This window comes from Neobacillus sp. BP17 (genome assembly GCF_059579525.1).
Window position 1 is genome coordinate 1,913,231 of sequence record NZ_CM184198.1, and the last position, 13,147, is coordinate 1,926,377.

Genomic DNA, 13,147 nt, shown 5'->3' on the forward strand with positions numbered 1-13,147 from the left:
GGACTTTTTTTATATAATACAACCGGATTACGCCCACTCTGCATCCCTTTTGGAAGAATCTTATTTTTTACTTTTACAGAATTTAGTATTATTGAAAATTCAGAATATTTATGTTAACCTTATTGATGTACATCAATGACAGGCTGCTATTTTAGCAGTAATTTTTGTATTACATAATAGTAAAGCGCTTTCATAGATTTAGCGCTGAACTAACCAACTAGTCGGTCACTATGGATTTAATATTTTCAATTTAGGGGGATTTATATGGATGTAAGCGGAATTTTAAAGGTAGTTGCAGAAAGTAAACTTGTATATCCAAGCGAAGAAAAACAATCTATCACCTCAATTGGAAGCAGTAAAGCTTTTCAAGAACTTCTTCAAAAATCCCAAAAAGATCCCGAAGCCTTTTGGAACGATGTGGCGAAAGAGCTATTCTGGTATGAGCCTTGGCAAAAAACAATAAGTGGAAGCCTTCCTGACTTTCGCTTTTTTGAAGGGGGAATCAGTAACCCTTGTGTTAACTTACTCGACCGTCATGTGGAAAATGGTGCTGGAAATCGCACCGCACTGATTTGGGAGGGAGAAAACGGGGACACTAAGTTTTTTACATATAATATGCTGTTAGCAGAAGTAAATCGCTTTTCGAATGTCTTGCGTTCCTTTGGTGTGAAAAAAGGGGATTGTGTGGCGATTTTTCTTCCGAATTTGGCAGAGGCAATTATTGCCGTGCTCGCTTGCTTTCGGATTGGGGCAATTTACAATACAGTATTTTCAGGATACTCCGAAAAGTCATTGAAGGACCGTCTCATTAGCTTTGAGCCAAAGATTATCGTAACGACTGACGCTACGATAAGACGTGGAAACAAAGTTTGCTTAAAGGAAAAAGTGGACAGGGTAATACCAGATATTCCATCCATTGAAGCGGTAATCGTTGTTAATCGCCTTAATTCAGAAATCAATATGACAGAAGGACGGGATTTCTGGTGGGAGGAACTGACCAGAAAGGCAAATATTCATTGTGAACCTGAGAAGCTCGAGGCCAATGAATATGGAATTGTCTTCTATACGAGCGGTACAACAGGAAAACCAAAGGGAGTCGTTCATTCCGGAATGGCCTTTGTAATCCAAAATTACATTTATAGCAAATATCATATGGATCATCACGATGATGATGTTTTCTGGTGTACGGCTGATATTGGATGGTTAACGATGCATATTTGGGGAATTGCGGGCGCACTCGCAAATGGAGTAACCACTGTCGTATATGAAGGATCGATTGACTTTCCAACAAAGGACAGATTTTATCAGGTAATTGAGAAATACCGTGTCAATAAATTGTTTACCGCGCCAACAGCATTACGGATGTTAAAAAGTCTAGGGGAAAAAGTACGGAATCAATTTGACTTATCATGTCTGGATGTCGTTTCCCTAGTGGGTGAACCCTTTGATCCAGAATCATGGCAATGGACGTATGATGTATTAGGAAAGAAAAAAATATGTGTTAATAATACGTGGGGACAAACAGAAACAGCGGGCTGTCCAATTGCTGGTGCCGCATGGTTAACTCCAATGAAGCCGGGATCAGCCGGAATGCAATTTTTAGGTACAGAGATAGCTGTAGTGGATGAAGAGGGAAATCCAGTAAAACCGGGCACGTTAGGAAATTTAATCATTAGAAAACCATTCCCAATGCTTTGCCGCACACTCTGGAAGGAACCGGAGCGCTATATTTCCTCTTATTTTAGCCAGGTAGAAGGAAGCTATTTTGCAAGTGATTTGGCTCTAATTGATGAGGATGGCTATGTGTGGGTTGTTGGTCGTTCGGATGATGCCTTCAATGTTGCCGGGCATCGTTTAAGTACAATGGAAATTGAAAGTGCAGTTCTTGAATGTGAAGGAGTTGCTGAAGCGGCTGTAATTGGTGTCCCAGATGAAATCAAGGGTGAGGTACCTCTTGTATTTGTTCGGGTAAATGATCTTTCTCTAGGGACTGATGATTTAAAAGAAAAGATTAATGAGCGGATTATACAGCTTATCGGAAAGATTGCTCTGCCAAAATCCATCATCTTCACAGAAACACTGCCAAAAACAGTTAGCGGAAAAATCATGCGCCGCTTATTAAAGGAAATTTTCGTATCTGGAAAAGTTTCAGGTGATATAACAGGTCTTGAGGATCCAGCAACAGTTTCGCAAATTCAAATGATTATCAATGAAAGATCGATAGTGAAATAAAACAAAAAGTCTGATGGGATTTCCATCAGACTTTTTATGTAGATCAAACTACTATGCTTTTTTCATTTCTATTTGAAATAATTGTGATATCAACATCAACAATCTCCAGTCTATCTCTATCATTAATTTAAATAATTAAAAACTGAAAATTATAAATAATCCCGTTTTATTATAAATACATTCTTTTTTATTCTCTGTATCCTAAAGGTAATAAAACATGAGGGGGGAAAAGAAGGTGTTTAAGACAAAACGTTTTATTTCGTTCTTATTTTCAGCACTAATGATGGTTCTATTACTAGCTGCATGTAATAGCGAATCAACCAGTACAGGTACTAAAGAGGGTAATGGTGGTAAAGGAGGAAAAGCATCAGAAAAAATTGTTGTGGGATTCTCGCAAATTGGAGCAGAAAGTGGATGGCGAACAGCGGAAACTGAATCCATTAAAGCAACATTAGGGAATGATCCAAAATTTGAATTGAAATTTTCTGACGCACAACAAAAACAAGAAAATCAAATAAAAGCACTTAGAAGTTTCATCGCTCAAAAGGTAGATCTAATTGCTTTAGCTCCAGTTGTAGAGTCAGGCTGGGATACAGTACTACAAGAAGCAAAGGATGCTGGAATTCCTGTTATCTTATTAGACCGTGGAATCGATGTAAAGGATGAATCATTATATACGAGTTTTATCGGGTCTGATTTTATCCTCGAAGGTGAAAACGCTGCCAAGGAATTAATTACGCTAATGGGAAAAGATTCAAAAGTTAATGTTGTAGAACTGCAAGGAACTGTTGGAGCAAGTGCGGCAAATGACCGTATGGAAGGTTTCGCAAATGTAATGAAAGAAAACCCATATTACAAAATTATTAAATCTCAAACAGGAGATTTCACTCGTGCAAAAGGTAAAGAAGTAATGGAAGCATTTTTGAAATCAGATGGAGAAAATATTGATGCAGTTTACGCGCATAATGATGATATGGCATTAGGTGCGATCCAAGCCATTGAAGAATATGGATTAAAACCAGGAGAAGATATCAAAGTTGTTTCAGTTGATGGAATCAAAGATATTTTTAAAGCGGTTTCCGATGGGAAGGCCAATATTATTGTTGAGTGTAATCCACTACTTGGACCCCAACTTGCACAGGCTGCTCTAGATTTACAAGCTGGTAAAGAAATTGAAAGATGGATCAAAACGGAGGAAAGTGTTTTCGTTGGAAAAGAAGAGGCAGAAAAAGCGTTACCATCACGTCAATATTAATAGGAGGAGAAAAATCGAAGTTGTGATCAAGCAATTTCGATTTTTATTTAGTAGGTTTTTAGTTTTAAATTGAAAAGGTCATCTTTAAACGACTAATTATCCCCTACTCTGAAAATTGTAAAAATTAAGTTTTTATTACAAATACACCTGATGGGAATTCATTTATGATAGTTTTATTCACTCAATAAAAAACTGAAAACGCTACGATTCCAAAAGGAGAAAAAGGATGATTTTAATAAAGAAGAACCTATTGCTATTTATGGCCATTCTACTCGTTGTAACCTTTGCGATCATCCAGTCCGTAAACAAAATGGCAGCCGACACTGTGAATGTAGGTGAGGTCAAGAGTTTGGGTGCTGAAGAATTGGAGAAAATTGTAAATCGTGCAGGTTCTGACCAAATGGAGAAATCCACAGGCGTCAAAGCGCCTCCATTTACACTGAAACCACTAAATGATTCCAGCTATATTTCCATTGGCGGAAAAAGTGGAAAACCGATCGTCTTAAATTTTTGGGCGAGCTGGTGTGATGCATGCTCGGTGGAAGCTTTGGAGCTAGCGAAGATCTATGAACAGTATAAGAATCAAATCAATTTCTATGGAATTAATGTGACAACGGAAGAACAGCCTGAAAATATTAGGGCTTTTATTATGAAAAACGAAATTAAATACCCGATTTTACTTGATGAGCATAGGCACGTGGCCGACCTTTACGAACTACATGCGCTGCCTACAATGTTCCTAATCGATAAAGATGGATACATCGTCGATACATTTCACTTGGTTGATCCTCTTGAACTTTCTGAAAAGATTGGTCGTCTTGCTGAAAAGTAAACTTACTAAACTTTTAGTTAAGTTTATTATTAGAATCTTTTTTTGAATGGAGGTATTGGGATATGAGAGTTAATTTAAGAGAAAGGGGCTGTGATTAATAAAAAAGTAAGTAGAATAACAAGTAGTGAGAGGTGAATTAATTGAAAGGTAAATTAGTGGTTGTTCAGTTTCTTATCTTTACTTTATTTATATCAAGTGTTTTGCAAGTTTCTGCCAAAGGAGCCGAGAGAAAAATAATCAACGATTATTTCTCAGATCATTTCGATAAAACAATAATAAATGATAAATGGAATGTGATTGAAGGGCCATGGGGAATCGATTCAGGAAAGTTGACTGTGAGTAAGGGACCTGGATTTAAAGCTATAGCCAATAACGCAATGGTTCAAGACTTTACTTTAGAGACAGATATCAGCCTTGCAGACAAAGATGGTGATGCTGGGGTATTATTTAGGGTTAACAGTGCTTCTCCCGGTACTGACAATGTCAAAGGCTATTACGCTGGATTGACAGCTAATGGAACTGGGTCTGTCTTTCTAGGACGCATGGACAACAACTGGAACGAATTGAAACGTTCTGGGGTTACAATAACACCAAATACTATCTATCATTTAAAGGTGACGGCTGTTGGCGACAAAATCCAAGTCTATTTAAATGATGATTTGGTGCTTGAACAAACAGACAGTACTTATACAGAAGGGAATATCGGAGTTAGAAATTACAATTCCCAGCCAACTTATGATAACTTCATGGCTAGTACCATGGATGGCAGCAGCTTATTCTTGGATAAGTTCGAAATTGATGCAGAGCAGACGATCGAATCATGGGATATCGTTGAAGGTACTTGGGGATTAATGTCAGGTTCCCTAAAGGTCAATAATGGTGAGAGTCATAAAATTTTGGCTAAGGATATGAGATTCGATGACTTGACTTTGGAAGTTGATGTAAAACTGTCCGCAGATACGGGAAGTGGAGACGCAGGTTTCCTATTCGGAATACAGAACCTTTCCCAAGGAAAAGCAAACATACACGGTTTTTATGTTGGATTAAACGGTGAAGGTAAGGTAACTCTAAATGAAATGAAAAACAACAAGAAGCAGGTCCTGAAAACATTAAAAGTGTTTGATAGTATCGATCCTAATATGTTTTACCATCTAAAAGTAGTAACCAGCCAATCTACTATAAAGATCTACGTAAACAATACGCGCACTCCAGTCATCCAATATAATGATAAAAGCCGAGTCAATAACAATAAAGGTGGAATTGGATTGCAAATCCACCAAACCCAAGCTTCCTTTGATAATTTTATAGCAAGTTCGTATGTAATACCTGACAATACCTTCAAAGAACCTGTGGTAAACAAGAATCCGCTCGTTAAGACACCGTTTTCACCTTTGCCTCTTGGTTCAGTTGAAGCTAAAGGGTGGCTGCTCAAGCAACTTGAGCTGCAGCGCGACGGAGCTACCGGTTATGCGGAGGATCTGTATAATGAATTGGGAACAAATGCAGCATGGCTAGGCGGTACCGCGCCAGATTCCGATTGGGAAAGGCCGGTTTATTATTTAAAAGGCTTAATACCTCTTGCATATACGTTGAATGATAAAGATCTTATCGCAACTTCCCAAAAATGGATAAACGCCATTTTGAAAAGTCAACAAAAAGACGGTTTCTTCGGTCCGGTTAAGAATAACGATTGGTGGCCTCGTATGGTGGCGCTTTATACGCTGAAAGATTATTACGAAGCGTCAGGTGATGAACGCGTACTTCCGTTTATGACAAATTATTTTAAGTATCAAGCCGCCCATTTATCTGCCCAGCCATTAAGGGATTGGGGGAAAATCCGTGTTGGAGATAATATAGATACCGTATTATGGTTGTACAACCATACGGGTGACGAGTTCTTGCTTGAATTGACAGATCTGTTGGCAGGACAGGGTTATCCAATTGCAGATATTTTTAACAAAAATAAGTTTCAGGATTTTGAAGGCGATTTCCAGCCAACTCATACGGTTAATGTGAATCAAGCGATTAAAATGCCTGCAATTTATTACCAACGATCGCATTCCGAAAACGACCGTAATGCTTTCGAGGCAGGAGTGAAAAATCTATCTAATCATAATCAGATAACGGGCATGACTTCCGGTACCGAAATGCTTGCTGGAATCTCTTCCACGCAGGGAGTCGAACTTTGCGCCATTACAGAGCGGATGCAAAGTAATGAGGAAGCAGCGATGATTCTTGGAGACCCGCACATTGGAGATGCTTTGGAAAAAATCGCCTTCAATTCTCTTCCTGGAGCCATGGATAAACAAATCAAGAACCATCAATATTACTCATTACCGAATCAAGTGGAGAGTAACAATGCAGACCATGGCTTTAAACAAAACTATTCCAACGGGATGATGCCTTCGCCAACTTCTGGTTTTCCTTGCTGCCGCTTCAACATGCATATGGGATGGCCATATTTAGTGAGAAATATGTGGGCAGCATCAGCAGATGGAGGGATTGGGATCATTGCATACGGTCCGAGTCAGGTTTCTGTGAGACTGAAAGATTCAAATGTTACAATTAACGAGAATACAAATTATCCGTTTGAGGATCAAATCAATTTCGATGTAACCACATCCAAAAAAGTGCAGTTCCCACTAAAACTCCGTATTCCAGCATGGTCGGTTAATCCTACTGTAACTGTGAATGGAGAACTTGTGAAAGGTGTGAAAGCAGGAGAGTATGTCAGCATCGACAGAAAGTGGAAGAACGGTGACAAAGTAGTTCTTCAAGTTCCTATGGAATTGAAAACGTCAACATGGGTAAATAATTCCATTGGTATTGAACGCGGTCCGCTTGTGTATTCCCTCCAAATGGATGAGAATTGGCAGGTTAAAAACAAGCCGATTGCAGAAGTGCCAGGATTCAATGCATCTGCAATAGGTTTCAATGAGTATAGTGTAAAGGCGGAAAATCCATGGAACTACGGTTTACTTATTGATCGGGAGCATCCAGAGCAGTCCATTGATGTGATTACAGGATCAATGCCTGAGAATCCATTCGAGCAAGCAACAACACCAGTAAAGCTGGTAGCTAAAGCAAAAAAAATTCCAACATGGGGTAAGGCGGCTAATAACGTAGAAGCAGCAGAACCGCCTGTTGGACCAATTCTTTCTGCAGAACCGACTGAAAATATTACACTGGTTCCCTATGGAGCAGAGAACCTTCGTATCTCTTATTTTCCTGAAGTGACGGAGAACTTGACAGAAACGGGTGCCGCCAAATATGAAGCGGAACAAGCCGAAATATTCCGCGCAGAAGTAAGAACGAACGCACCCCATGCATCAGGGAGAAGCTATGTAGGAGGAATTGATTTTGCTGAAAGTTATGTTAAGTTCAATCAAGTTGTTGCTCCTAAGGCAGGAAAATATAATGTCGATATTTGGTTTGCCAATGGACTTGGATATAATTCCTCCAACGGCAAAATAATTGTCAATGGTGAAGTACACTCATTGACATATCAAGGTACACAAGGTTGGGGGCGCTTTATGGCCACAAAAATAGAGGTTCCATTAAAAGAAGGCACTAATACGATCAAGTTCATGAAGGATCAGGGATTTTATGAACTGGATTATATTGTGGTTAGACCACTAAAAATGGATAATCCTTAAAAGAAAATAATCGTTAGACCTATGCTAAAGGGGAAAATTAGGAGGAGAAGAACCCAGTTATTTTATTACTGGGTTCTTTGTATGTGTTTGTCAAATTTCGTTTTTTCGTTCTGTTAAAACTTTTTAAATTCATTGAAATTTCAATCAATTTTGTTGATAATAAAAATAATAGTTAATAGGAAAGTGAGGCAGAGGCATATTGTTTTAAAAAGGTTATCCCAGTTTAGAAACATTAGTATTCGATTTAAGTTATTATTCTATTTCATTGTTATTATTATTTTATGTGTTTCCACACTAAGCCTTTTAGGGGGAAATATATACAAGAAATCCATGGAACAGGAAGCAAATGTGTATACTGACCAGATGCTTGAACAAGTATGGAATAACATAGAAACCACTATTCAAGAAAATGATAATATTATGTATTACATAGCTAATGAGGATTTTGTTCAGCAATTCATGGAACAAAAACACACTTCGTCAACAATGGAAAGGGGAATGAAAGAAAAAATCCAAGTCTATAAAGATCGTCATCCTGAAATAGCTGGGACTCTATTAGTTAACCAATTTGATAATTCTATTAGTAATGAAATGATACGAGTATCTAGAGACCCACTTACAGAAGAGTCTTGGTATAAAAAAGCAATAGAATCACCTAATAAAATACATTTAATAAGTAATCCGATTGGAAGAAATCTCAAAAATCAATTAAGCTATCAAGTTAATAATGTCTTATCACTTGTAAAGGCTGTAAAAAATCCTAAAACCAACAAAGTTGAAGGTGTCATCCTAATTGATCTAAAGTTAGATTTCATCAAAAACGTTATTGAATCTATCAAGCTTGGGAAAAGTGGCTTTATTTTTATTATGGATAAGGATGGAAATGTTGTCTATTCGCCTGTCAATTCGACAGTATATCGTATTCATCCTGCTTGGATAGCAGAAAAAGAGTCACCACCTATCGAAAAGAAGATTAAAAAAGATAAGTTTCAAATCATTTATAACACGATTCCTGATATAGATTGGAAAATTGTAGGAGTATTTTCGTTGGACGAAACGACCGAGGTTGTTTCAAAAGTCCAGGGCTACACATTTATTATTGCGGTGATTACCTTAGTGATTGGTGCATTTGTATCCTTGTTTTTTGCCAGTACAATCACAAATCCTGTAAAAAAACTCATGAATTTAATGGGTAAAGTAGAAGAAGGAAGATTAGACTTGCGATTCCATGGAAAATACAATGATGAAATTGGTCAACTAGGAAACAGCTACAATAAGATGATTCAAAAAGTTGAACAGCTGATTGACTTGGTTTATCGCGAACAAAAAAGCAAACGTGAAGCGGAACTCAAAATTTTACAAGCTCAAATTAAACCTCATTTTTTATATAATACACTCGATACCATTCAATGGATGGCCCAGGAACATAAAGTATATAAAATTGTAGAAATGGTGAATGCACTTACGACTTTATTTAGAATTGGTTTAAATAAAGGCAATGAATTTATCACCGTAGAAGAAGAAATTGAACATGTCAAAAGCTATCTGATCATTCAAATGACACGATATGAATCTAAGCTTGAATATGAAATAGAGATGGAAGAAGAGGTGAAAAATTACCAAGTTCTGAAGCTTACTTTACAACCACTGGTTGAAAATGCAATTTATCATGGGATTAGAAACAAGCGGGGGAAAGGGAAAATCACCATTCGTATTGGGATTGACCAGGATGTATTAGTATTATCTGTATCTGACACTGGAATTGGTATAGAAAAAGAACGTCTCCACCATTTAAACGATTCATTAGCAACGATGAGTGATGAACATAAAAAAGGGTATGGGTTATATAATGTCAATGAACGAATTAAGTTAACGCATGGACCAAACTATGGAATACGTGTTGAAAGTGAATTTAAAATAGGAACGACAGTAATTGCAGAACTTCCTACTAAGTTTATGTGAAAAAGTGGTTAATATAGTAATAATTTAGTTGATTATCGAGGGGGATTAATGTTGTGGAAATTATTAATTGCCGAAGATGAAACAACGATAAGAAGAGGGCTTAGGAATGCTGCAAACTGGGAAGATTACTCTATTGAAATCGTTGGTGAGGCTGAGGATGGAGAAATCGCATTAGAAATGGCCATCGAATTACAACCTCATATTTTATTCGTAGATATTAATATGCCCTTTTTAAATGGGTTAGAATTAATAAAAGAGTTAAGGGAGCATCTTCCTGAATCGATTTTTATTGTGATCAGTGGGTATGACCAATTTAGTTATGCCCAACAGGCCATAAAAATGGATGTTTTTGACTATATATTAAAACCTGTAAATACAGAGGAATTAAAAAAAACAGTAATGAATGCATTGGAGATACTTGAGACAACTAGTAGAAATAAACAACTAGATTTGCAGTTAGAAGATAACAAGCAATTCCTAAAGGGAAAATTCTTTCAAGAGTGGGGGACTGGTCAGCTATCGGATGAAAATGTGAAAAAGCGATTCCAATTACTAGATATAAAATTAGAAGGGCAAGTTGGAATCAGCATGTATAAAGTGGTAAAAGAGATTGATGAAGGTGGAACAGAGCAATATTGGAGTGAAACGCTGATTGCATTCTCTTTAAAAAATATAATCGAAGAAATTTTGAAAGCGTATCCATACCGTGAAGTGTTCGAAGACCATACCGGTCAAACAATTTCAATTCTGCCCAATATTGATATGGAAGAATTGATTAGGGTGAATCGAGAAGTTAAAGAATATGCCGAAAGATTTTTAGGAAGAGTGATTTTATGTAATGAGCAAATTCTTACGAACTATCAAGAGTTTCCAGCTTATTTCAAGAGCTTAAGAAAAGAGATCACTTCTTATAATGGTTTATCTCCAATGGTGATCCTTGCTAAAGATTATATTGATCATCATTATTTCGAACATAGTATCTCTTTGAACGAAGTAGCTGATATGGTTCAAGTAAGTCCAACCTACTTAAGTAAGAAAATAAAAACGGAGCTGGGTGCTTCCTTTATCAACTATTTGACTAAAGTAAGAATAAATAAAGCACTTATGTTAATGAAAGATCCATATTTAAAGATTTATGAAATTGCTGATATGGTTGGATATAGCACACAACACTATTTTTGCAACGCCTTTAAAAAAGTAACAGGGATTTCTCCAACGGTATATAGGAGCGGTGCAAAAAGTTATGAATAAAAAAATTCAATATGGAACCGTATTATTTGGGACGAGTATCGGTTTATTTCTTCTTTTTATGCTGGGACAAACGATATCCATTGGTAAGGCGTCAGAGGAGCATGAAGTCGATTTTGTCATTGGCGTATCACAACCAAACTTAAATGAACCATGGCAGGTTCTCATGAATGAGGAATTAAAGAATGAAGTCGTTAAGTATGACAATGTACGAGTGATTTATACTGATGCTGCTCAAAGTACCGATAAACAAATTAACGATATTCAATCCTTAAAAGAGTATGGAATTGACCTTTTGATTGTTTCCATTGATAATTCATCTGCCTTAACGCCTGTCATTTCAAAAATCTATAAAGATATACCAGTAATTGTTCTTGGAAGAGGTGTCACAGGTTATAACTATACACTCTATATTGGTTCTGATCATTATTTCATAGGCGAGATGGCTGCTAAAGCTGCAATGAATTTGCTAAGTCATAAGGGTGGAAACATCGTTGAAATAAAAGGGCTTGAGAGTGCATTACAAGCAGAGGAGAGAAGTAAAGGTTTTCAGGAGACATTGCTTAAAAATCCCGGCTACAAAATTAGTGATGTCCTTGTAGGAAACTGGCAAAGAGATTATGCCGAAGATAAGCTAAAGGATTTATTGCAAAATGGTGCTGAACCACCTGACTTAATCTATGCCCATAATGATGCAATGGCATTGGGAGCATATAGGGCAATTCAATCATTGGCTCTTAAAGATGTTGTGATCATTGGAAGCGATGGGGTCAATAAGCCCAATGGTGGATTACAGTTAGTAAAAGAGAAAAAAATAGACACAACTTTCATTACCCCGACTGGCGGGAAGGAAGCGATACAGTATGCAATGGAGATTCTCAATGAAAAAGAGGTCATTCCTAAAAAGATTATCTTAAGAAATCATGAGGTGAACCGTAATAATATTACTGATTATCTCAAAGAAAAAGAAAAAGTGACAAATTCAACCGGTGATAAAAAACGGAATATCACACTCGGGTTTGCTCAGGTAGGAAATGAAAGTGAATTCCGTGCAGCTAATACTAATTCTATTATGGATGCCGCAAAAAAGGCTGGGATCAAACTAATTCTGAAGAATGCAAATAATAACCAAGAAAAGCAAATAGACATCATTAGAGAATTTATTAAACAGAAAGTAGATGTAATTGCCTTTTCCCCAAAAGTAGAACATGGTTGGGAAGGAGTGCTTAAGGAAGCGAAAGCAGCTGGAATACCTATTATCCTTTCAGATCGAGAAATAGATGTAAATGATTCATCTTTACGGACATCATTTATTGGATCGGACTTTATCGAAGAGGGAAGAAGAGCGGCAAGATGGTTAGTAAATGAAAAGGATCCTGACAATAAAGTGATTCATATTATTGAATTAAGAGGGACTCAGAATTCAGCTCCCGCCGAAGGAAGAGAACAGGGATTTAATGAAGTGTTAGTTGATAATCCAAACTATCAAATACTGGAATCGCTGCAGGGGGATTTTACATTTGCCCGCGGAAAAGAAATGATGAAAAATGCGCTCATAAAGTATCATAAGGAAATTGACGTGGTCTATGCTCACAATGATGATATGGCCATTGGGGCAATAGAAGCCATTGAAGAGTTCGGGTTGAAGCCGGGTAAAGATATAAAAATCATTTCAATCGATGCAACGAAAAAAGCATTCAGTGCATTAAGTACAGGAAAACTAAATTTTTCAGTAGAATGTAACCCGTTGTTAGGACCTCAATTGATGAAATCTGCAAAAGATCTAGTGATGGGCAAAGAAATTCCAATGAGGATTATTACTACTGAACGAACGTTTACACAAGAAGAAGCAAGAAAAGAAATGAAGAAAAGAAACTATTAAATGAGTGATGACGGGAGAGTCAATTATCTGTAATTAATTGACTCTCTTTTTTGTTGCTTCTGTATTGGAGTAATTATCTG

Annotated in this window: 7 protein-coding genes; all 7 read left to right on the forward strand. The window is 37.1% G+C overall.

Going from position 1 to position 13,147, the window contains the following annotated elements; translation table 11 throughout:
- The first annotated feature begins 264 nt into the window (after nt 1-264).
- The 7 genes from AC4QJR_RS09270 (at nt 265) to AC4QJR_RS09300 (ending at nt 13,067) form a co-directional block, all read left to right on the forward strand.
- The gene (locus AC4QJR_RS09270; protein WP_496525950.1) at nt 265-2,232 is read left to right on the forward strand and encodes an acetate--CoA ligase; all 1,968 of its coding nucleotides are present in this window, start codon (nt 265-267) and stop codon (nt 2,230-2,232) included.
- 235 nt (nt 2,233-2,467) lie between these two features.
- Nucleotides 2,468-3,487, forward strand: a complete 1,020-nt coding sequence (locus tag AC4QJR_RS09275) for an ABC transporter substrate-binding protein (protein WP_496525951.1) — start codon at nt 2,468-2,470, stop codon at nt 3,485-3,487.
- Between the two features lie 226 nt (nt 3,488-3,713).
- Nucleotides 3,714-4,319, forward strand: coding sequence for a TlpA family protein disulfide reductase (locus tag AC4QJR_RS09280; RefSeq protein ID WP_496525952.1), 606 nt, complete (start codon nt 3,714-3,716; stop codon nt 4,317-4,319).
- A gap of 140 nt (nt 4,320-4,459) precedes the next feature.
- Nucleotides 4,460-7,975 (forward strand): 3-keto-alpha-glucoside-1,2-lyase-like domain-containing protein, encoded by a 3,516-nt coding sequence (locus AC4QJR_RS09285; RefSeq protein ID WP_496525953.1) that lies wholly within the window; start codon nt 4,460-4,462, stop codon nt 7,973-7,975.
- Between the two features lie 330 nt (nt 7,976-8,305).
- On the forward strand, nt 8,306-9,937 hold the full coding sequence (locus AC4QJR_RS09290; protein ID WP_496525954.1) for a sensor histidine kinase: 1,632 nt from the start codon (nt 8,306-8,308) through the stop codon (nt 9,935-9,937).
- 48 nt (nt 9,938-9,985) lie between these two features.
- Nucleotides 9,986-11,188 (forward strand): response regulator transcription factor, encoded by a 1,203-nt coding sequence (locus AC4QJR_RS09295; RefSeq protein WP_496525955.1) that lies wholly within the window; start codon nt 9,986-9,988, stop codon nt 11,186-11,188.
- Entirely contained in the window at nt 11,181-13,067 is a 1,887-nt protein-coding gene (locus AC4QJR_RS09300; protein ID WP_496525956.1) for a substrate-binding domain-containing protein, read from the forward strand. Before AC4QJR_RS09295 ends, AC4QJR_RS09300 begins: the two co-directional genes overlap by 8 nt.
- Nucleotides 13,068-13,147 lie beyond the last annotated feature (80 nt).

Excerpts from the sequence above, each read along its gene's own strand:
- AC4QJR_RS09300 (WP_496525956.1), top strand. The coding sequence starts at position 11,181 with ATGAATAAAAAAATTCAATATGGAACCGTATTATTTGGGACGAGTATC.
- AC4QJR_RS09295 (WP_496525955.1), top strand. The coding sequence starts at position 9,986 with ATGTTGTGGAAATTATTAATTGCCGAAGATGAAACAACGATAAGAAGA.
- AC4QJR_RS09290 (WP_496525954.1), top strand. The coding sequence starts at position 8,306 with ATGGAACAGGAAGCAAATGTGTATACTGACCAGATGCTTGAACAAGTA.
- AC4QJR_RS09280 (WP_496525952.1), top strand. The coding sequence starts at position 3,714 with ATGATTTTAATAAAGAAGAACCTATTGCTATTTATGGCCATTCTACTC.
- AC4QJR_RS09270 (WP_496525950.1), top strand. The coding sequence starts at position 265 with ATGGATGTAAGCGGAATTTTAAAGGTAGTTGCAGAAAGTAAACTTGTA.